We start from the raw sequence: 20100 nt of genomic DNA on the forward strand, positions 1-20100 counted from the left end.
CATGAACGCGCCACATCGGGCCGTGGAGCTTCCCGGCCTTCACGCCTATGCTGATCAGATCAGCGTTGAGGCCGGGCAGACGATCTCGCTCCACGTCAGTTCCGACAGACCCTATTCGGTTTCTCTCTGCCGGCTCGGATCTGATCTGGATTCGCCCGGTCAAGACGAGGTTCTGGAGCGGCGGTCTGCCCTGGAGCCCAAGCTTCAGACCATTCATCCGGGCTCTTACGTTCACATAGCCCAAGGCCTGCCTCCAGGACCAGTCGGTACGCTGACGTTTGAAGGCTGGATCAAGGTCTGGAGCTTTTCAGGTTGGCAATGCGTGTTCTCCCAGATGGAGCAGCATCTGAACGCCATGGGCATAGGCTTGTTTGTGAGCCCTGACGGACACCTCACGTTCGGTTGCGGCGTGGGGCCGGAGCTCGACAGCAAGGGCTTGCCTGCGCGCCTGAGATCGCCTGAGCCCATCGAATTGAAAGCGTGGATGCATGTAGCGGTGCTCATTGAGCACGAGCGCGCAGAGATGTGGCTGGACGGTGCGTGCATCGCTTGTTGCGATCTCGCCCAACCCTTGAAGGTCGAGCAAGGCCCCATCCGGCTCGGGGCCTGTGGTGTCGATGGAGTAGCTGACCTGTTCTTTGAAGGCGATTTGGCCATGCCCGCCTTGTACGCCTGTGCGTTGGATGCAACGTGCATAGGAGCGCGTGTTCAAGCACTTGGCGTCATGCCCACGGGTCACCCTGAACTTCTCGCATGCTGGCCTCTGGATGAGTTGAAAGGCGCGAGGGTACGCGACAGTTCCGTTCACGCAAGGCATGGCAGCCTGGTCAATCACGGAACACGTGTCATCAACGGGCCCGCGTTTGATCCTGAGCAAGTGCCTCGGTACCGAGAAGATCCCAAGCTGAACTTCAAGCACTGTGCGCCGCCCGAACGCGCAGGCCTCAGACTGGCAAGTGACGACCTGGTCGATTGCGGCTGGGAGCCCACACATGTGTTTCAGTTGCCATCTAACGCACCGTCTGGCCTGTATGTGGCGCGCTTTGAATACTCTCTGGAAGGAAAGCCTGCGCGTTATGACGTGACGTTTGTCGTCAAGCGCAACCGCACGAAGCCCGCCCCCAAGTTGCTGGTGCTGTGCGCCACCAACACCTGGCTGGCCTACGCCACGACGCCGTTTGCAGCACCTTACATTCAGCCCGCCGTCTGGCCACGGCGCTGCGCGGGCCTGCCGAACAGCCATGCGCTGGCACCTGAGCAATGCCTGTATTCCTACCACCGCGGAGGACAGCCGACCTACTATGTGGGCACGCGCATGCCCAGGCCGCATACCGCTCCCTATGAGTTGTATGACCCTGCAGACAGCGGCTTTGCACAGTGGACGCGGCTGGAGCGGGAGCTCCATAACTGGCTGGATGCACACGGCTATGAATACGATCTGATCGCCGACATTGACCTTCACCGATCGCCAGAGTTGCTCAAAGGCTACAGCACCCTCATCATCAACGGCCACAGCGAATACTGGTCTGAACCCGCACGCGATGGCCTGGAAACGTATCTGGCACAGGGTGGTAACGCCATCGTGCTTTCAGGCAACTCCATGTACTGGCGTGTCAGCTTTGACGAAACTGAAAGCGTCATGGAGCAAAGAAAGACGCGCACGCTCCACGATGGAACTGAGGAAGGTGGTGAAGACGTCAATGCCCCCGCAGGCCCACACGGAGAGCAGTACCACAGCCAAGACGGCAAACGAGGCGGGCTCTGGCGCTACGCAGGCAGACCCAGCACCGAAGCGATCGGCCTGGAAACGGCGGGTTGGGGTTTTGCAGAGGCACAGGACTTTGGTGTGTACCGCGCAGGCAATGTGAATCACCCGTTCTTCAACGCCCCCTTTGCGACCGGCCTGCAAAAAGGCGACACCTTTGGGCATGGCCCTAACCAAAGTCTTCCGCGGGCCATTGGCCATGAATGGGATTTGACAGCTGCCACACTGATGCGCATGACGCCGAACTTCCCCCGCGATGCAGAAACGCTCGAGGCGCAACACGGCATAGAAGTGATCGCAGAAGGTATCAGAGCGCCCGGCAAGCTGGATGCTTATCTGGATTACTTTGAGACGCCCACCGCTTCGCTGGATGGCCTGTCCTGCGAAATGATTGTGTGGGACCGGCCCGATGGCGGCAGAGTATTCAACGCGGGTGCGGTGGGTGCCAGCTGGGTTCTGGGGGTTGACGAAAAAATGGGCAAACTACTGGCCAACGTACTGGCCGCCTTTGATGTGCCGTACCCCGCAGAAGGACACTACATGGATACGACCGAGACCCGCACGCCGCTGGAGAGCGTGTGAAGACACAAGACATACGGTCTCAGCGCCAAGATGGCGTGTGGAAGATCCAGCTGCATCGGCCGCAAAGCCTGAACGCGCTGACGCCTGAGATGGCACAAGCGCTGTTGGCGGGTATTCAGCAAGGGCTTGCAGACCCGGAGGTCAAGCTATTGGTCATTCAGGGCGAAGGCCGTGCCTTTTGTGCGGGCAAAGACAGAGAGGCGCCAGGCACTGCTGCTTTTGTGGCCACCCTGCAGGCCGTGGCCGACGCGCTGGTCAACAGTGAGAAGCCATCCATCGCCGCCGTGCACGGATGGGCTGTTGGCGCAGGTCTGGAGCTGGCCTTGAACTGCGATCTGGTGATCGCCAGTGACCAGGCGCGCTTCAAGCTGCCTGAGGCTCAACTCGGATTGCCCGGCACCGGTGGCGTGCATGCCCTGCTGCCGCGCTTGATTGGATTGAGCCGTGCGAAAGCGCTTCTATGGTTTGGCCAGGAGTTCAGTGCGGACCAAGCGCTTCAGTGGGGCCTGCTTTGGAGCGTGGTGCCGCCCGAGCGACTGGAAGCTGAAGTGACTGCGTGTGCGGAGCACCTCACAAGAGCAGACCCGAAGGCCCTGGGCCGGGTGAAGTCTTTGCTGCACCAGTCTGTGCTGCGGGATTTTCAGACCACCCTGGACGGGGAAAGCGTTCCTGATTGACGCTAAGTTGAAACCTCAGCTGCACGTCGATGAGGCCAGTGCCGCGCGACGACCGGCCTGCCCCCACAAAACCAGAACCAGACCGCCGGCGGCGAGTGCGGCGCCCACCCACGGCACCGCGGCATACCCCAGGCCCTGACCGATGACAAAGCCACCCAGGGCAGCCCCCAGTGCGTTGCCCAGGTTGAATGCACCGATGTTCACGGAAGAAGCTAGGCCCGGTGCTTGAGAAGCGGCCTGCATGACGCGCATCTGAACCGGTGGCACGATGCCGAAGGACACTGCACCCCAGACCACCAGGCCGATGGCCGCGCCGATATGGCTGGTCATCAACCAGGGCAGGGCGAGCATGACCACGGCAAGGGATGCCAACAGAAGTTGGATGGAGCGATCTACGGACCAGTCCGCCAAACGGCCACCCAGGATATTGCCGAGCGTGAACCCTATGCCAATCAACACCAGCGCGAAGGCCACAAAGCCCGGGCTGGCCTGTGTGATCTCTGCCAACAGGGGCGCCACATAGGTGTAGAGCGCAAACATGGCGCCAGAGCCCAGCACGGTGGTGCCCAGGGCCAGCAAGACTTCAGGACGCGTGAGTACTTTCAGCTCACGGCGTACCTCAGGACGCTCGCCTGGCTGCCCTTTGGGCAACGCCATCCACAGGGCCACCATAGTGATCAAGCCCAGAACCGCCGTGCCACCGAAGGCCATGCGCCAGCCCACTTGCTGGCCTATCCAGGTCGCTGCAGGCACGCCGCCCACATTGGCCACCGTCAGGCCCATGAACATGGCGGCGATGGCACTCGCTTGCTTGTCCTTGGGCACCAGGCTGGCCGCTACAACGGCACCAATCCCGAAAAAGGCACCATGGTTCAGGCTGGTGACAAGCCGGGACAGCAGCAAGGTGGTGTAGCCCGGCGCAAAGGCAGACAACAGATTGCCGACCGTGAAGATGAACATCAGTGCCATCAACGCGGTGCGCTTGCCAAACCTGCTGAACAACAAGGTCATTACAGGCGCGCCCACCATGACCCCCACCGCGTAGGCAGAGACCAGCATGCCCGCCGTGGGAATATCGACTTGCACACCGTCTGCAATCACGGGCAACAAGCCCATGGGTGTGAATTCGGTGGTGCCAATGGCAAAAGCCCCGGTCGCCAGGGCAAGCAGGGCGGTGGACGATTTGACAGCAGGAGTGGCTGAAGGATTCATAAAGCGATGGTCTGGTGCTGGCTGTGGAGGGGTGAGAAAAAGCCTTCATGCCTACAACGACGGGCCTTCAATCCACTGGGAGCAGACCCTTCCTATCTCTGAAGGACTGAGTGAAGGACTGGAGTGTGCTGCAATAACTATTGCAAATTAAGCCCAAAATCTGGCATATTCTCTTGATTAAAATTCAACAATGAAAACGACTCTGGATGAGATGCAGGCTTTTGTGGCGGTGGTGGACTCCTCCTCCATCACCGGCGCGGCAGAGGTTCTCGGCCTGACGGTTTCCGCGACCAGCCGAACACTGGGGCGTTTGGAAGAGAAGCTGCAAACCACGTTGCTGCGCCGTACAACGCGGCGGCTGGAACTGACTGAGGAAGGCAGCGCCTTTCTTCAACAGGCCCGTGCCATTCTGGCCTCGGTCAATGCAGCAGAAGAGCAGATGGCCGCCCGGCGCAGTCGCCCTGCCGGCTTGCTGAGAGTAGATGCTTCCACGCCCTTCATGCTGCACATGCTGGTGCCGCTGCTGGCTGGTTTTCGCGAGCGCTACCCTGAAGTGGAGCTGGAGCTGATTTCAAACGAAGGTTTTATTGACTTGATTGAAAAGCGCACAGATGTTGCCTTTCGCATTGGTGCACTGAAAGATTCCACCCTCCACGCCCGCCCCATTGGCAGCAGCCGCCTGCGGGTACTGGCCAGTCCCAAATACCTACAGCGCCATGGAACACCAGCTACACCTGAGCAGCTTGCGCAGCACGTTTTGCTGGGCTTTACACAGCCCGAGACGCTGAACGACTGGCCTTTGCGCCTATCCGACGGCAACCCCCTGCATATAAAGCCGACTATGGGGTCTTCCAGCGGGGAGACCTTGCGCCATATGGCCCTGGCCGGATTGGGGATGGTGTGCCTGTCGGACTTCATGACACGCGAGGACCGTGCGAGCGACAGCCTCGTACAGCTGTTTCCCAAGCACACGCTGGATGTGCGTCAGCCCATCAACGCGGTCTATTACCGTAACACCGCCCTATCCGCGCGAATCACCTGCTTTGTGGACCACGTGGTCGAGATGCTGGCCAAGGCGCCGCTCGAAGCTTGAAAACGCATCGACGGTCCATGGCCTTGGCCGCCCTTGGCCGGGCCATTGGAAGGCACGCCACCGGCGAGGCGCCATACGACTTGTTGCATTGACAAGCTCAACTTGTCGGGCGCCAGCGGAACGATTGCGGGCGATTGCTCTCTACATGTGCGGGTATTCCCCCATATCGTCCGAACTTGATCGACACATGGATCAGATTTCTTCCATCCGCAGCTTTATTCGCGTCGTGGAGTCCGGTAGCTTTACAAAAGCAGCCGATCTCCTGTCCCTGCCTAAAAGCAGCTTGACCAAGCAAATCCAGCACTTGGAATCCCGGTTGAAGGTCCGCCTGTTGAACCGAACCACGCGAAGCGTGACGGTGACTCCCGAAGGAGCGGCTTACTACGAGCGCACGCTGAATTTGCTCACCGAACTGGATGATTTCGAATCCAGTATGACCCAAGCCAACGCCGCGCTCAGCGGAAGATTGCGCGTAGACGTAGGAGCTTCCATGGCCAGGCTGCTGGTCATACCTGAGCTGCCCAAGTTCTTTGCCCGGCATCCGGACATTCAGCTTGACCTGGGGGTCAGCGACCGACCGGTGGACCTGATCGCCGACAACGTCGACTGTGTGGTGCGTGTCGGCAGACTCGTCGATCAATCTCTGGTGGCGCGCAGGGTTGGCAATGTGTCGTTCGTCACCGTGGCAGCACCTGGCTATTTGCAACGCCACGGCACGCCTGCCCACCCCCATGATCTGGAAACAGACGGACACCGCACGATCAACTTCTTCTCGTCCAGCACCGGCCGCGTGTTCCCCCATGAGTTCGTCAAGGGCCCTGAGCACCTGGAACTCTCCGGGCGCTATCAGTTGGCTGTGAACGAAAGCAACGCCCTCACTTCCGCCGTGCTGGCCGGCCTGGGGATCACTCAGATTTCCAACATTCAAGCCGCCCCGTTCCTGGCAGACGGCTCACTCGTGCAGGTGCTGCCTGAGTGGTCGCACCCAATACTGCCAATTCATCTGGTGTATCCCTTGAGCCGGCGCACGAACCCGCGCGTTCGTGCGTTCGCGGACTGGGCGATCTCGCTCTTTGCAGATCGGCTGGCGAACAAACCCACGAGCACTGCATCACAAGGTCTTCAGCGCCCGGCACCCGCCGCAGTCACGCTATCGCGCAAGGATTTTCAATGGGCCGACTTCGAGCGCGGGACCCTGGTCGCTGTAACGCCTTGATGGAAGGGCCAGTTTGAAGCCTCAGCGATGCGTTTTGGTGCAAACTCGCTTGAATGAGCTTCTCTCCTGCCGACATCGCGTATTTCATCGAAGTGGCCCGCCAGGGGCACGTCGGGCGTGCGGCCGAGGCCGCTGGCGTGACCCAACCTGCGGTCTCGAAAGCGATTCGACGATTGGAGGTAGCTACCGGCGTGCACCTGTTCGATCGTGGCGCGCACGGAGCGCGGCTTACCGCCGAGGGCGAACTGTTCCTTGAGGCGGCCCGTCGCTTCGACGCTGGTCACGCCGAGCTGTTGTGTTCTGCGTCTGAATTGCGGGCACAGTACGCGGGGTTGCTGCGCGTCGGCCTCACTAACGCGGCAAGTGACGGCCCCGCCGTGCGCGTACTCGCCAACATGGTGCGGCATCGGCCAGGCCTGCGCGTGACGATGGTGATTGGCAAGTCCGATGCACTCAATGAAGCGGTGGAGAAGGCAGAGCTCGACGTCGCCGTTGTGCCGTCTTATCCCGGTATCTCTTTCAGCTGCGATCAGCTCGCCTTGAGCCAAGACACCGCGCGCCTCGCGGCACGCTCTGACCATCCGCTCACACGGCGGGCTGCATTGAGCTTGGACGACCTCACCGATTTCGCCTGGGTCATGGCGAACCGCCAGAGTGCCGCACGCCGCCTGGTGACGCAGATCTTCGAACAGGCCGGTGTGCCAGCGCCACGCGTCACGCTGGAGGTTGAGTACATGTCCGAAGCGGCGATGGGCATGATTGCCAACACGGACATGATTGGCCTGGTTCCGAACTCGGTAATGCGCGCCTGGCGTGGCCGCGTCGCCACGCTCCCCGTGCCGCTGCTCGAGTTGCGGCGCACGCTGGTGTTGCTGACCCGGCGGCAGTCCAGATGGTCGCCGCTCATGACGGCCTTCCGCGATCAGATGCTGGCAGATCGCACGCCCATCTCTGGGGCGATCACACGCTGATCCACACGAGACAGCCTAACGATGCGCCGCTTGACATTCCTGCGGGTTATCGAATCTTTCATCGAGAGGAATGGAATCTGGCGCCGATGACGCTAGATTGAAGCAACCCACAGCTTCATAGAGAACCGTCCGTGAACCCACCCAATATCGTCCTCATCGTCGCCGACAACCTCGGCTGGGGCGAACTCGGCTGCTATGGTGGCGGCGCGCTACGCGGTGCGCCCACGCCGCGCATCGACGCACTGGCCCGCCAGGGCCTTCTGTTGCAGAACTTCAATGTCGAAAGCGACTGCGTGCCGACCCGCTCTGCGCTCATGAGCGGGCGGCATCCCATACGCACAGGTTGCCTGCAATCCGTACCGCCCGGCCTGCCGCAAGGGCTCACCCGCTGGGAAGTGACGCTCGCCGAATTGCTGTCAGCGCAGGGCTACGCCACGGCGCATTTCGGCAAATGGCATCTCGGAGATATCGAGGGCCGCTACCCTTCGGATCGGGGCTTCGACGAGTGGTACGGCATTCCGCGCACCACCGACGAAAGCCAGTTCACCTCGACCATCGGGTTCGACCCTTCTGTGGCCGAAATCCCCCACATCATGCGTGGGCGTCGCGGCGAGCCCTCGGAGATTGTGAAGGTCTACGACCTGGAAAGCCGTCGCGGCATTGATGCCGAACTGGTAGAGCACTCGCAGGCCTTCATGCAGCGCAACCACGCGGCGAGCAAGCCATTCTTCCTGTACCTACCGCTGGTGCACCTGCACTTTCCGACGCTGCCGCATCCTGATTTCGCCGGACGCAGCGGTGCGGGTGACTTCGCGGACTCGATGGTCGAGATGGACCACCGTGTAGGCCAGATCGTTGACGAGGCAGAGCGGCTCGGCATCGCGGACGACACCCTGTTCATCTTCTGCAGCGACAACGGCCCGGAGTTCCGCACCCCGTACCGCGGTACAGCGGGCCCATGGCGCGGTACGTACCACACGGCAATGGAAGGCAGCCTGCGGGTACCCTTCATCGCACGCTGGCCCGGACGAATTGATGCAGGCCGCATCAGCAACGAACTGGTGCACGTGACCGACCTTTTCACCACTCTGGCGTGCGTCGCGGGCGCACCCCTGCCAGATGATCGACCTATCGATGGCGTAGATCAACGCGCTTTCCTGTTTGGCGAGCAGGAGAAGTCGGCGCGAGAGGGATTTCTGTTCTACATCAAGAACGACCTTCGTGCGGTGAAGTGGCGTGATTGGAAATTGCACTTCTACTGGGAGCCAGAGGTCAATGAGGGCAAGGGCAAGCTCGAGTCGCCCTACCTTTTCAACCTCACACGCGACCCCAAGGAGGAGACCGATATATCAATCTTCAACACCTGGGTGCTCGGCCCCATGCTCCGCATGGTGCAGGCTTTCAACAGAAGCTGCGAGCAGTTTCCCAATACGCCTCCAGGCAAGCCCGACTGAGCACCGTCGCCGCAGCTCATCCATTCTTCTCCCCAGGATTCTCGAATGCCCACTCCATTCCTTCATCGCCGTGCGCTTCTCGCCGTGACTGCGACGCTGTGCCTGCCTTCCACAGTGCTCGCTGCTGGTGACCCTGGCGCCTGGCCCAACACCAAGCCCATCACATGGATCGTTGGTTTTGCACCCGGAGGCACCCTCGACGTGCTCACACGCATCGCTGCGCGCAAGCTCGGCGAGAAGACCGGGCAACCCGTGGTAGTTGAGAATCGGCCCGGCGCATCAGGCGTCATCGCGTTACAGACAGCGGCCAAGGCGGCACCGGACGGCTACACGCTCATCAGCGTACCCGGCCCAGTGCTGTACGCGACGCAGCCGCCAGAGGTTGGCAAGGAACTGGTGGCCATCGCAACACTGGCTCAGGGGCCGATGGTGCTGGTAAGTGGCGTGCCGAACCCACCGGCCCAGGTGTATGACCTGATTCAAGCCATGAAAAAGAGCCCGGCCGCGTGGAGCTATGCGAGTTCAGGCAGCGGTACGTCGCAGCACCTGGCTGGAGAGCTCTTCAACGTGAGCGCAGCGACTGCCATGACGCACGTGCCGTACAAAGGCGGCGGCCAAGCAGTGGCCGACGTAGTGGGCGCGCAGATCCCACTGGGCATGCTTGGCGTGACACCGGTGCTGCAGCACATCAAGTCCGGCAAACTCAAGGCCTACGCGGTCACGACCAGCTACCGCATTGAGAGTCTCCCTGATGTGCCAACCATGAAAGAGGCTGGACTGAAAAACTACGACGCTGCGCAGTGGTACGTAGTCGCTGCGCCAAAAGGCACACCAACCGCGCAAATACAACAGCTCAACACCTGGGTCAATGAGATCACTTCCTCAGCTGAGCTTAAGTCCGCGCTGGTGGCCAGCGGATCGGTTGCGGGCAAGGGCAGTGCGACAGACACGCAGCAGTTCATTGAATCCGACACACGCAAATGGAGAGACCTCGCCAAGTCCTTGAAGCTGGACCTCAATTGAAGCATGCAAACAGTCAGCACTGCCGCGAGAGCTGGAAACGTGCCCATGGTCTCAAGCTTGCCGATAGCGAGCAAGCATGATGCGTTCAGCGATCTCAAAAAAGGCTTGAAAGATCAGGGCCAGAGCGGCTGAAGGAATAGCGCCAGCCAACAAGGTGGTGCCATCGTTGAGCGCCAAGCCTTGTGCGATGCGTTCACCATAGCCCCCCGCGCCGATGAACGCCGCAATGGTGGCCGTACCAACGGTCATCACGGTTGCAGTCTTCACGCCGGCAGCCAAGATGGGCATAGCCAGCGGCAAGCGCACGAGCCGCCAAATCTGCCAAGGTGTCATGCCCAAGGCCATACCCGCTTCGCGCGTTCCCTTGCGTACTTCAAGGAGCCCGGTAGCGGTGTTGCGCACGATTGGAAGCAAGGCGTAGACGCTGAGCGCGACGATGGCAGGTATGGTTCCTATACGACCGAGCAGAGGTATCAGTGCTGCGAGCAGGGCAAGCGAGGGAATGGTTTGAAGCACCCCCACCACCCCAAGAATGCCGTGCCCCAGCGATTCCCTGGCGGCAGCGATAGACCCTAGCGGAACCCCAATCAACAGAGCGATGAAAACAGCAGCGCCCACCAACGCCAGATGCTCGCGCGTCAAACGCCAGAAATCGTTCCCGAAGGTCGCAGCCCATAAGGACCTGCGGTGCTCTGAAGCTGACGGCTTGGCACTGGTCCCGCTCAGAAAGTTGGCGGCAATATCCGCAAAGCTTCTTCCCTTTAGCTCCGCTTCGGCGTTCATCTCTATCATGCGAGAGACATTGATCTTGCCTTGAAGCTCGGTGATGCGCTTCCACGCCAATGGCGCTCTACTAGGCAAGTCTGCGCGATACAGCAGCACCGCGTCGTAGCGGGGAAAGTAGGCTTCGTTGTCTTCCAGCGTGACCAGCCCGAGTTCGGAGATCTTTGCATCTGTGGTGTAGATGTCCGTCACATCGATACGGCTCGAGGCCAAAGCCTGGTATGAAAGACCATGATCGATGGCGGTGGGCCGCTGCGGCAAGCCATAGCGGCTGGACAGACCTGGCCAGCCATCTTCGCGCCCCAAAAATTCTTGCGAAACGGCCACGCGCAGCGAGGGTTGTGCGCGCAGGTCGGCCACCGTACGCAGTCCGTGCGAGCGAGCGATGGTGGATGTGGTGGCCAGCGCATAGCTATTGGAGAAGCCCAAGGGCACGCCCATTTGGAGGCCCATCTCACGCAACCTGGCTTGCACGACATCCGTGGGAGAGCCCGTGGGCAGTTTGAGAATTTCCCGCTCAACGGTTCCCAGGTATTCCGGGTAGAGGTCAATCGCCCCCGTCTTCAAAGCCTCCAGCACCACGGCGCCATTGCCCATGCCCTGCCGATGAGCGCTGCTAGCGCCAGTCTGACGAGCAGCTTGTGCGATCACCTCACCAAGGATGTAGCTCTCTGTGAACCGCTTCGAACCCACAGTCACGCGCTCCGCTGCTTGCAGCGGCGTCAAAGCAAGAAAAGCAAAGCAGAAGGCAATGCATGCGGCGAATAGCGTTCGACAGTGCATGAGACCATTATCCGGCCCGCCGAGAGCGGCCTGCCCGGGGCCGGCCATCTCTGGACGTCTCGCGGATATCAGGCAAGGCGGCGTGCGTAGGTGACAGCCAAGTCGTATGCCAGCAGTTAATATGGATGTGATGGAAGTTGCGTCAATCAACAAAGAAGACATGCCCGAATGGGCTCGGGCTGCACGCGCCATGCCCAGCCGGGAGGGTTTCATAGACGTGGAGGGCTGCGCCATTCACTACATCGCCTGGGGCGATCAAGCCAGGCCACCCATCGTGCTCATTCATGGCAATGCGGCCAACGCAGAATGGTGGCGCTTCATTGCCCCGCTTCTGGCTGCAGATCATCACGTCATCGCGACGGACTTGCCGGGCATGGGCGACAGTGCACACAGTGGTCTCTACGACCGGGAACGCTGTGCCCGGCAGATCATGGCCGTGGCTGATGCTCTGGCGCCTCGCCAAAAGCCCCTTGTGGTTGGACACAGCCTGGGCGGGTTTGTCTCCATCATGGTGGCCAAAGCCTATGGCGACAGGATGGCTGGCCTTATCGTGCTGGACTCACCCCCCTATGAGCCCAAAGACAGCGGCCCCTCGCCTTTCGTGAGGTCCAACCCGGTTCCCAAGATTTATCCAACACGGGAAAGCGCCCTGGCGCGCTACAAGGTCCTGCCCGAGCAGGAGGTCAGCTGCGGGTTTTATCTTCAGCACATTGCCGAACATTCGATCAAGCCAGAGGCCGGTGGATGGCGCTGGAAGTTCGATCCCCCCGCGCTCTCGCAACCGCGGCCACGCGATTTCGTGCAAGACCTGCTGACGATGCAGTGCCCTGTGGCGCTGATGTGGGGTGCATTGAGTTCACGGCTGGATGATCGTATGCGCCAGTTCTGCTATGAGACGTTTGGCGGCGTGCTACCGGTGGTGGAAATTCCCAACGCACGGCATCACATCATGCTGGATGAGCCGCTGGCGCTGGTCGCGGCGCTGCGGACCCAGATTGCGAACTGGAAAGCGCGGGGCGGTAGTAGGGCCAGTTGAGGGGGGAGCACGAAGATGCCGAGCAGGAGCTCGGCGGTCCCAGGGGGCCTCTCAACGAATATGCGGTCTGGAGCCTCTTGGTGCCGTCAGAAGTTCAGCACCAGCAGCTCAGGAATTGTCTTCCCGGTCGTCTTCAGGCTGCGGGGTCCATGGGACGCCGTGTTGATGCAGGTACTCCCGGATCAGTTTGCGCACGACCTGCGACGGTGTGACGTCCTGCGCCGCGCAAAGCGATTCGAAGGCTCGCTTCTTGGCAGGATCGATCAACACCGTCAAACGGGCAGTTTTTTGCTCTAAATTGGTCATGTAGCTAGGGATTCTCTGCGAAACCTATCGCGGAAGTCGGGTGCGGGCGTCGGGGTGGGCTGCAGGCAAGGTTTGCAGTCAATAGCGGGCGCTATTGGCAAAAGTTCAACGCCGCAGGCCGCGCGAGGGCAACATTCCGGCGCCGCGAGCGGTTTTGCAGGTAACCCTTAAGTCGATTGCACTCTACGCGCCAACCGAAGTAGCCGCATGGTACCGCAAAAAAAAGCACTCCCAACCCCGCCAATGCAGGCCGGACGAAGTGTTTGGGCCGATGGTGCAAATGTTTGATAAACATCATGTTTTCAAACAAGCTGCGCGGAAAGCAACGGCCTTATTCAAGCCGTATTCGATGTGAGTGCCAGCTACGGCTCTAAAGGCCGCAGCATAAGAAAATAGGTCGCGCAGAGATGCATCCAGGCATCTCTGCGCGCATGGGCAACTCAGAAATTCAGTTCTTTATCAACATCTTGCACCTTGCGACGTGCCATGGCCAGGTTGGAGCGGCCCTTGTCCAGCACGGTGTAGATGAAGATGCCTTCTTTTCTCGAGCTCGGGCGAAGCACGTGGTACTGCTTTCCGAGTGTGATGAGGATGTCGTCGATCACGTCGTTCAAGCCAAGTGCTCTCATGGTCTTGACTTTGGAACGCATCACTTCGGTATTACCCGCAGCAGCAATTTCCATGTCAATGCCTGACCCGATGGAGCCCAGGATCATGCCGCTGGTGGAATCGACGATGGCTGCGCACATTGCGCCGTCGAGGGCCATCAGTTCGTCGAGAGATTGCTTGATCGTAGCCATTTGAATGATTGGTGGGTTGATGTCTTTAAGGTGCGAATGCACTTGCATCATCACTGTATGTGTTTTTGATGCGATTCATATGTTAATGAAATAACAATACCACTGCACTTGTATCGGTTTTATGCAGGCTGTAACCAGCCCCCTGAATCCACACGTGGTGACGCGCTTGAGGAGGTGACAGGGATCGATTCACTGAAGCAATGGCGCCATATGCCTTCTCACCCTTAAGAGCGCCCATTTGCCACCAGGGCACTGCATAATGATCCGCATTCCCACCTATGCCCCACAGACCGCTAACGCGGCGGGGCCTTGCACCATGTTGATCCTCGTTCTGGGCCTGGTCCTGTTCCTCGGCGTTCATTCGGTTCGCATCTTTGCGGAGGGCTGGCGATCACGTACCGTGAGCAGCATGGGGCCCCTGACATGGAAAGCCGTCTACTCCGTGATCTCGGTGATCGGCTTTGTGATGATCATCTGGGGGTATGGGATGGCGCGGCAGCAACCAGTGATGGTGTGGTCGCCCCCCATGGGTATGAAACATGCGAACTCGCTGTTCACACTGCTGGCCTTCATTTTTCTGGCTGCGGCCTATATTCCGCGCAACCACCTGAAAGCCAAAATGCACCACCCCATGGTGCTGGGAGTCAAGCTCTGGGCCTTCGGCCATTTGCTGGCGACAGGCAAGCTGGCCGATTTGATCCTGTTCGGTTCATTTCTGCTTTGGGCTGTCTTGAATTTTCGGGCTGCACGCCAGCGCGATCGAGCCCAGGGCACGGTGTACCCCCCAGGCACCTTGACCGCAACCGTACTGACCATCCTGGTGGGCGCCGTGGCTTGGGCCGCGTTCGCCTTCTGGTTGCACGCCGCACTGATCGGCATTGCGCCCATGGGTCGTACGCTTTAAGTGGGTCCGCCAGAGCCTATTGGGTCGCTGCCGTTTTCCGTGGGCACAAACCCCTTTCAACGAGCGGCGCGGATGGCCGGCAATGGCTTGAAATGGCTTGAGACTGTCAACAAGAGCGGACGACCGATAATTCGGGGATGAACCCCGAATCGACCCACGACACTACACGCATTGACGACACCCGGATTGGCGCGGTACGCCCGCTGATCACCCCAGCCCTCCTGCTGGAAGATTTGCCCGCACCTGAGGCAGCCCAGGCGCTGGTGGAAGAAAGCCGTGCAGCCATCTCGCGTGTTCTGCATGGGGCGGATGACCGCTTGATCGTCGTCGTGGGTCCGTGCTCCATCCACGATCACGATCAGGCCATGGAGTACGCCCGCCGCTTGAAGTCCGAGGCAGACGCCCTGTCCAATGAATTGCTCATCGTCATGCGGGTCTATTTCGAGAAACCACGCACCACGGTCGGATGGAAGGGCTACATCAACGACCCGCATCTGGATGGCAGTTTCGCCATCAATGAAGGGCTTCGGGTGGCCCGCAGGCTGCTGCTGGATGTGCTGAACGTAGGGTTGCCTGTGGGCTGCGAGTTCCTGGATCTGCTGAGCCCCCAGTTCATCAGTGATCTGGTGAGCTGGGGCGCCATTGGCGCACGTACGACGGAAAGCCAGAGCCATCGCCAATTGGCGAGTGGCCTCTCATGCCCGGTGGGGTTCAAGAATGGCACAGACGGGGGGGTCAAGGTGGCGGCTGACGCCATAGTGGCCGCGCGTTCACCGCACGCGTTCATGGGCATGACCAAGATGGGCCTGAGCGCCATATTCGAAACACGCGGCAACGACGATTGCCACGTGATCCTGCGTGGGGGCAAAGTGCCCAATTACGCCAACGCCGATGTGGAAGCCGCCTGCGCGCTACTCAAAGCGTCCGGTCTGCGCGAACAGGTCATGATCGATGTCTCGCATGCCAACTCATCCAAACAGCATGCGCGTCAGATTGTGGTGGCAGAAGACGTAGCCAGGCAAATCGCGGCCGGTGATCATCGGATTACGGGCTTGATGATAGAGAGCCACCTGGAAGAAGGTCGCCAGGATATCGTGGCAGGCCAGCCCTTGAAGCCTGGCGTGTCGATTACCGATGCCTGCATCAGCTTCGAGCAAACGGTACCCGTGCTGCGAGGATTGGCAGATGCGGTGCGCAGCCGGCGCGGCGGCTGAACGCAAAGCCATAAGCCCATCCTTGGCGGATGGCTAGCGTCAAGATAGCGCCTTACTGTCTCGTCGTTTCCTGAATGGCCGGTGACCGGTCTTCAGGGAACTGCCAAAACAGTGAAAAGTAAGCGTAAAACGCTTACCTGGGTCCCCGCGGAGGCATGGGACCACGACCGTTGAGGTGACGGAAGTTGATCCGGCCCTTGCTCAAGTCGTAGGGAGACAATTCCAGCGAGACACGGTCTCCAGCCAGAATGCGGATGTGGTTCTTGCGCATCTTGCCGGCTGAATAGGCAATCAACTCATGCCCATTGTCCAGCGTGACACGAAAGCGGGTGTCGGGCAGCACCTCATTCACAACGCCCTGCATTTCAATCAGTTCTTCCTTTGCCATACGCGACTCCTGATGCTTCGAACTTGAAGGCCATCGCGAGCGCATGGAGAGGGTGCGCAGGTAATGGCCATAAAAGGACGAGGCAGAAGATGGCAAGCAGCGCGGAAAAACTACACTGCGGCCTCTGTACAAGGCCCAACGGCAGCGCTCAGGTGACGTGCACCCTAACTGGGTGCTTGTGCGTCTTGCAAGCTTTGATTAGCTTACCCTTTTGGGCGCCGCCCGCCCTTTTTTAGCTAACTTAGCATTTTACTGTGGGATTGCATTTTTTGCACTTCCACAATATGAAATTACCAGTCGGCCATTGCGGCAGGTGACTGGGTGATGTAACTGTGCGCCTCCTTCGCGCCCGCGTCAACACCAGCAGAGAAGGTTGGCGCCTCACCCCCTCGCGCAAGCGCATCCATCAGCAGTTGGAATGGACGCTTCCTGCGGATCACTTTTGTCCAGACGGCTCGTTACCGAGCAATTACCTATTGCTGCTCGGAAGTTATTGACCTAATATCGGACAACTTATTTCAAATATCGGACTCCACGATTCTTGAAGGGCGCATCCAAATGACGGTTTTCGATCCCTTTCCGCTGCCCGAGCATCAAGGCCTGACGCCCACGCACACCATTCGTTGGGAGGCTATTGCCGAGACGGTGGTACGGCGCATCCTGGCCATACAGCCGGGCGAGCGGGTGATCATTTCCGCTGACCCTTATTACGGAGGCGCTGCGCTGGAAGCGATGCGCTGTGAGATCCAGCGGGCCCGAGCCATCGAGCTGGCCAGCATCCTGCATTGGTCTCCAGCCGTGGGCGGGATGCGACTGGCCAGCGGGCGCCATCCGGATAGCGAGATGGACAAGGCGGAAACGCAGGCCATGAAGCAGCTGTTTTCATGCGCCGACGTGTTCTTATTGCTCATGAACGACAGGCGCCGGGCGTATCGAACGGTGTCAACTTCCCAATCTGACGAGGTCGTCAATGATTGCAAAGGCGTCCGATCAGCCCATTTGCACTGGTTTCAGGACCCTCGCTACCCGGACCCCGCTCACCCGGTGAATCTGTTGCATGACCGGGTCAACGAGAAAGCCATCATCGAACTCGACTACAGCTGGATGCGTCGCATGATGGAGCGGATGGCCGAGATGGTCCGAGGCCGTGAACTGCGGCTTACAGACGAGGCAGGCACCGATCTGCGCTTTCGCGCGGGTCTGCATTTCCACACCAACTATGGCGACGCCTCGCGTGAACGCATGGCCAGGTTCAGCAGCGGGCGCGACCGCGAAGAGGAGGTGCCTGTAGGGAGCTTCCGATTTATTCCCGACCCTCAGAGCGCGCATGGAAGGGTGGTATTTCCGAACCGCACGGACGGTGAAGCCATGGCGTTGGGGCGCGGGTTTGATGTCCAGCCGTTTGCAAAGGCCGGATTGGCGTTTGAGTTTCGCAACGGACGGGTGGTGTCGGTCCAGACAGAAGGAGACCAGAGGGCGCTGGATCAGGCCTGGGCTGGCGAATCTGGCGACAAGGACGTGTTGGGGGAAATCATTGTTGGCTGCAACCCCCTTCTTACCCCGGTCCCCGGCAGCTCTTTTCTGCCGCACTACGGTTTTGGCGCCGGTGTGACTCGCCTGATTCTGGGCGACAACCTGTTGTCTGGTGGCCACTTCCGGTCCAGTTTTCATCGGTGGTTGACATGGAGCAACGCCACCCTCGAAGTTGAAGGCCAGCTGCTGATTGAGCGAGGCCGCCAGATTCCTCTCGAAAGTCTTCGTCCCTAACTACCCTGGAGCCCACGATGCTATCTACTCGACGCGCCTTCGCCATCTCGCTTGCGGCTCTGGCCGCTGGCATTTCGTTGCAGGCCCATGCCCAGACGTACCCCACGCCGGGCAAGCCCATACGTATCGTGGTGCCCTTCAGCCCAGGTGGACAGGCCGAGGTGATCGGCCGCAGGTTGGGAACACATTTGTCAGAATCCATGGGCGTGCCGGTCATCATTGACACCAAGCCGGGAGCCAACACCGGGATTGGCGCGCTGGAGGTGCAACGCGCTGCACCGGATGGATACACGCTGCTGCTGACCAACATCCTGACCCATGTGCAAAACCCGCTTCTGCGGCCCAAGCTGTCCTACGATGCCTCCAAGTTCACCCCTATCTTTCAGATTGTGGGCTCCGGTGTCGTGTTGATTGCGAACTCTGCGCAACCCTTCAACAACGTGCAAGAGCTGGTGGCTTATGGCAAGGCCAACCCCGGCAAACTCAGTTACGCCTCCATTGGCACGGGGTCTACAGCGCATCTGCTGGGCGAGCTGTTCTCACAAAAGACCGGCATCAACATGACGCATGTGCCCTATAAAGGCAGTGCACAAGCTGGCCAGGATCTCATTGGGGGCCAGGTGCCCATCATGTTCGACGGTTTCGGAACGGCGATCTCGGCGATCAGCACCAAGCAAGTCAAGCCCATCGGGGTCGCTTCGCACACACGCAATGCGGCCATGCCTGATGTGCCCACCATTACCGAACAAGGCGTCTCGGGCATCGAAAGCGAAGGGTATATTGGCATCTTCGGTCCGGCAGGCATGCCTGCAGAAGTGGTGACACGCCTGAACAACGAGTTTCAGAAAACCCTGGCCATAGACTCCGTCGACAAGTTTTTGCGCGGCACGGGCAATACGCCGGCAGGTGGCTCGGCTGAGAAGTTTTCGCAAAAGATCTCGGACGAGATGAAGATCTGGAGCCCGGTGGTGAAACGACTCAATCTCGTGCTGGAATGAGCCCGCGCTATCTTGTTCTCGGCGCGACGGGGCGCATAGGCAGCCTGGTAGTGCGTGAGCTGTCGGGTCGCGGCTTACCACTCGCGGGCCTGGTACGTGATGCCCAGCGGGCAGCGTCCATGTGGCCTTCGGAGGTGGTGCCGATCATTGGCGAATTTGATTCGCCAGCATCGATTGGGGCTGCCATGCAGGGGATGGAAGTGATCTTCATCTCCTCCCCGGTTCATCCGGAGATGGCGGCTTGGCAAAGCCACGCTGTGCGGGCTGCCGCTGACGCGGGTGTGCGGCGCATTGTCAAACTTTCTGGCTCGGCATGGACCATGGTCGAGGGGAGCATGACCACCGTCGGTGCCGCCCACGCTCAAGTCGAGGCCGCCATGCGTGCGGTGCAGAAATCGGGTGGCCCTGAATGTATTTGCGTCCGGCCCAATGCCTTTCTACAGGGAATACTGGGGCGGATAGGCACAGAGTTGTCAAACGGCGACACCTTCTCTCTGGGGATAGGTCCGGCCCGCGTGGCGTTTGCAGACATGAGAGACATCGCAGCTGCATGCGCGCACGCGATGGCAGCCAGCTCCACTGCGCAGACGATAGAAGTCACTGGCCCCGAAGCCCTGGGCGGCCAAGAGATCGCAGACCTTCTGGTGCAGATGCTTGGCAAGCCCATTCACTACAAACCGCTCGAGGTCAACGACGCGATGGCCAGAGCCCGGGCAAGCGGCGCTGATGACTTCACCATAAGGCATCAGACAGAAGTGCTCACTCTATTGCGTGAGGGCGCGGGAGAGCGGGTCAGCTCTGATTTTCAGAACGTGCTGGGGAGAACGCCACGGACGGTTCAGGACTATTTGGGCGGAGTGTGCTCCAGGTTGAACGGGGCAGGATGATGCGGTGCTGTGTGGTGTCAGCCGTTCGCCCCGAGAGTTCAGGGACCGCTAAGGCGGCGAAAGGCGAGTTGGTCGAACAACGCTCCACTTCGGTTTTTTGGATGAAGACCTCTCAACCGTTCGGGCTGAGCTTGTCGAAGCCTGTCCTGAGCCTGTCGAAGTGGCGTTTCGCAAGGCTTCGACAAGCTCAGCCCGAACGGTGGTTTCCAGCTCAAAGGATAGTTGTCGTTTGACAAGAACC

General features: G+C 60.0%; 18 protein-coding genes. 13 read left to right on the forward strand and 5 right to left on the reverse strand.

The genetic code is table 11. From position 1 onward, the window contains the following. The first annotated feature begins 1 nt into the window (after window position 1). Complete coding sequence (locus ABIE13_RS11450) at window positions 2-2347, forward strand: N,N-dimethylformamidase beta subunit family domain-containing protein (protein WP_354443440.1); 2346 nt, start codon at window positions 2-4, stop codon at window positions 2345-2347. Beyond that, window positions 2344-3024: an enoyl-CoA hydratase/isomerase family protein gene (locus ABIE13_RS11455; protein ID WP_354443441.1), complete on the forward strand. Its 681-nt coding sequence runs from the start codon at window positions 2344-2346 to the stop codon at window positions 3022-3024. Before ABIE13_RS11450 ends, ABIE13_RS11455 begins: the two co-directional genes overlap by 4 nt. A 15-nt stretch (window positions 3025-3039) precedes the next feature. On the opposite strand, the gene ABIE13_RS11460 is transcribed toward ABIE13_RS11455, so the two are convergent. Then, window positions 3040-4236, reverse strand: a complete 1197-nt coding sequence (locus tag ABIE13_RS11460; protein WP_354443443.1) for an MFS transporter — start codon at window positions 4234-4236, stop codon at window positions 3040-3042. 190 nt (window positions 4237-4426) lie between these two features. Here ABIE13_RS11460 and ABIE13_RS11465 point away from each other — a divergent pair, with 190 nt between their 5' ends. The 5 genes from ABIE13_RS11465 to ABIE13_RS11485 all read left to right on the forward strand — a co-directional run bounded on the left by ABIE13_RS11465 (window position 4427) and on the right by ABIE13_RS11485 (window position 9993). Beyond that, window positions 4427-5329 carry a LysR substrate-binding domain-containing protein gene (locus ABIE13_RS11465; protein ID WP_354443445.1) on the forward strand — a complete coding sequence of 301 codons (903 nt, stop codon included), beginning with the start codon at window positions 4427-4429 and terminating at the stop codon, window positions 5327-5329. 187 nt (window positions 5330-5516) lie between these two features. Next, window positions 5517-6545, forward strand: coding sequence for a LysR family transcriptional regulator (locus ABIE13_RS11470; RefSeq protein ID WP_354443446.1), 1029 nt, complete (start codon window positions 5517-5519; stop codon window positions 6543-6545). Between the two features lie 53 nt (window positions 6546-6598). Further along, window positions 6599-7516 (forward strand): LysR family transcriptional regulator, encoded by a 918-nt coding sequence (locus tag ABIE13_RS11475; protein ID WP_354443448.1) that lies wholly within the window; start codon window positions 6599-6601, stop codon window positions 7514-7516. 131 nt (window positions 7517-7647) lie between these two features. Continuing rightward, window positions 7648-8970: an arylsulfatase gene (locus tag ABIE13_RS11480; RefSeq protein WP_354443450.1), complete on the forward strand. Its 1323-nt coding sequence runs from the start codon at window positions 7648-7650 to the stop codon at window positions 8968-8970. 45 nt (window positions 8971-9015) lie between these two features. Further along, window positions 9016-9993 (forward strand): Bug family tripartite tricarboxylate transporter substrate binding protein, encoded by a 978-nt coding sequence (locus ABIE13_RS11485; RefSeq protein WP_354443452.1) that lies wholly within the window; start codon window positions 9016-9018, stop codon window positions 9991-9993. Window positions 9994-10044: 51 nt separating this feature from the next. Here the strand turns inward: ABIE13_RS11485 and ABIE13_RS11490 are convergent, their stop codons facing one another. Further along, window positions 10045-11559, reverse strand: coding sequence for a glycine betaine ABC transporter substrate-binding protein (locus tag ABIE13_RS11490; protein WP_354443453.1), 1515 nt, complete (start codon window positions 11557-11559; stop codon window positions 10045-10047). 106 nt (window positions 11560-11665) lie between these two features. Here ABIE13_RS11490 and ABIE13_RS11495 point away from each other — a divergent pair, with 106 nt between their 5' ends. Continuing rightward, window positions 11666-12595, forward strand: a complete 930-nt coding sequence (locus ABIE13_RS11495) for an alpha/beta fold hydrolase (protein WP_354443455.1) — start codon at window positions 11666-11668, stop codon at window positions 12593-12595. A 108-nt stretch (window positions 12596-12703) separates the two neighbouring features. Here the strand turns inward: ABIE13_RS11495 and ABIE13_RS11500 are convergent, their stop codons facing one another. After that, a complete protein-coding gene (locus tag ABIE13_RS11500) occupies window positions 12704-12901 on the reverse strand; it encodes a CopG family transcriptional regulator (protein WP_354443457.1) in 198 nt (65 codons plus the stop codon). 440 nt (window positions 12902-13341) lie between these two features. Next, window positions 13342-13701, reverse strand: coding sequence for a hypothetical protein (locus ABIE13_RS11505; protein WP_354443459.1), 360 nt, complete (start codon window positions 13699-13701; stop codon window positions 13342-13344). A 316-nt stretch (window positions 13702-14017) separates the two neighbouring features. On the opposite strand from ABIE13_RS11505, the gene ABIE13_RS11510 reads away from it, so the two are divergent. Then, window positions 14018-14605 carry an NnrU family protein gene (locus ABIE13_RS11510; protein WP_354443706.1) on the forward strand — a complete coding sequence of 196 codons (588 nt, stop codon included), beginning with the start codon at window positions 14018-14020 and terminating at the stop codon, window positions 14603-14605. A gap of 137 nt (window positions 14606-14742) precedes the next feature. Next, entirely contained in the window at window positions 14743-15819 is a 1077-nt protein-coding gene (locus ABIE13_RS11515) for a 3-deoxy-7-phosphoheptulonate synthase (RefSeq protein WP_354443461.1), read from the forward strand. 133 nt (window positions 15820-15952) lie between these two features. On the opposite strand, the gene infA is transcribed toward ABIE13_RS11515, so the two are convergent. Beyond that, on the reverse strand, window positions 15953-16207 hold the full coding sequence (gene infA / locus ABIE13_RS11520; protein WP_028603828.1) for a translation initiation factor IF-1: 255 nt from the start codon (window positions 16205-16207) through the stop codon (window positions 15953-15955). Window positions 16208-16765: 558 nt separating this feature from the next. Between infA and ABIE13_RS11525 the strand changes: the two genes are divergently transcribed. Genes ABIE13_RS11525 through ABIE13_RS11535 form a run of 3 tightly spaced genes read left to right on the forward strand, consistent with a single transcriptional unit; the run spans window position 16766 to window position 19859 of the window. After that, entirely contained in the window at window positions 16766-17974 is a 1209-nt protein-coding gene (locus ABIE13_RS11525; RefSeq protein WP_354443463.1) for a hypothetical protein, read from the forward strand. A 17-nt stretch (window positions 17975-17991) separates the two neighbouring features. Beyond that, a complete protein-coding gene (locus ABIE13_RS11530) occupies window positions 17992-18972 on the forward strand; it encodes a Bug family tripartite tricarboxylate transporter substrate binding protein (protein ID WP_354443465.1) in 981 nt (326 codons plus the stop codon). Next, entirely contained in the window at window positions 18969-19859 is an 891-nt protein-coding gene (locus tag ABIE13_RS11535) for an NmrA family NAD(P)-binding protein (RefSeq protein WP_354443467.1), read from the forward strand. Before ABIE13_RS11530 ends, ABIE13_RS11535 begins: the two co-directional genes overlap by 4 nt. The last annotated feature ends 241 nt before the right edge of the window (window positions 19860-20100 follow it).

It is taken from the genome of Ottowia thiooxydans, assembly GCF_040548795.1.
Taxonomy (GTDB): Bacteria; Pseudomonadota; Gammaproteobacteria; order Burkholderiales; family Burkholderiaceae_C; genus Ottowia; species Ottowia thiooxydans_A.

Coding starts and splice junctions, on each gene's coding strand:
- ABIE13_RS11450 (WP_354443440.1), top strand. CDS start 2: ATGAACGCGCCACATCGGGCCGTGGAGCTTCCCGGCCTTCACGCCTAT.
- ABIE13_RS11460 (WP_354443443.1), bottom strand. CDS start 4,236: ATGAATCCTTCAGCCACTCCTGCTGTCAAATCGTCCACCGCCCTGCTT.
- ABIE13_RS11465 (WP_354443445.1), top strand. CDS start 4,427: ATGAAAACGACTCTGGATGAGATGCAGGCTTTTGTGGCGGTGGTGGAC.
- ABIE13_RS11470 (WP_354443446.1), top strand. CDS start 5,517: ATGGATCAGATTTCTTCCATCCGCAGCTTTATTCGCGTCGTGGAGTCC.
- ABIE13_RS11475 (WP_354443448.1), top strand. CDS start 6,599: ATGAGCTTCTCTCCTGCCGACATCGCGTATTTCATCGAAGTGGCCCGC.
- ABIE13_RS11485 (WP_354443452.1), top strand. CDS start 9,016: ATGCCCACTCCATTCCTTCATCGCCGTGCGCTTCTCGCCGTGACTGCG.
- ABIE13_RS11490 (WP_354443453.1), bottom strand. CDS start 11,559: ATGCACTGTCGAACGCTATTCGCCGCATGCATTGCCTTCTGCTTTGCT.
- ABIE13_RS11495 (WP_354443455.1), top strand. CDS start 11,666: ATGCCAGCAGTTAATATGGATGTGATGGAAGTTGCGTCAATCAACAAA.
- ABIE13_RS11500 (WP_354443457.1), bottom strand. CDS start 12,901: ATGACCAATTTAGAGCAAAAAACTGCCCGTTTGACGGTGTTGATCGAT.
- ABIE13_RS11505 (WP_354443459.1), bottom strand. CDS start 13,701: ATGGCTACGATCAAGCAATCTCTCGACGAACTGATGGCCCTCGACGGC.
- ABIE13_RS11510 (WP_354443706.1), top strand. CDS start 14,018: ATGTTGATCCTCGTTCTGGGCCTGGTCCTGTTCCTCGGCGTTCATTCG.
- ABIE13_RS11515 (WP_354443461.1), top strand. CDS start 14,743: ATGAACCCCGAATCGACCCACGACACTACACGCATTGACGACACCCGG.
- infA (WP_028603828.1), bottom strand. CDS start 16,207: ATGGCAAAGGAAGAACTGATTGAAATGCAGGGCGTTGTGAATGAGGTG.
- ABIE13_RS11525 (WP_354443463.1), top strand. CDS start 16,766: ATGACGGTTTTCGATCCCTTTCCGCTGCCCGAGCATCAAGGCCTGACG.
- ABIE13_RS11530 (WP_354443465.1), top strand. CDS start 17,992: ATGCTATCTACTCGACGCGCCTTCGCCATCTCGCTTGCGGCTCTGGCC.
- ABIE13_RS11535 (WP_354443467.1), top strand. CDS start 18,969: ATGAGCCCGCGCTATCTTGTTCTCGGCGCGACGGGGCGCATAGGCAGC.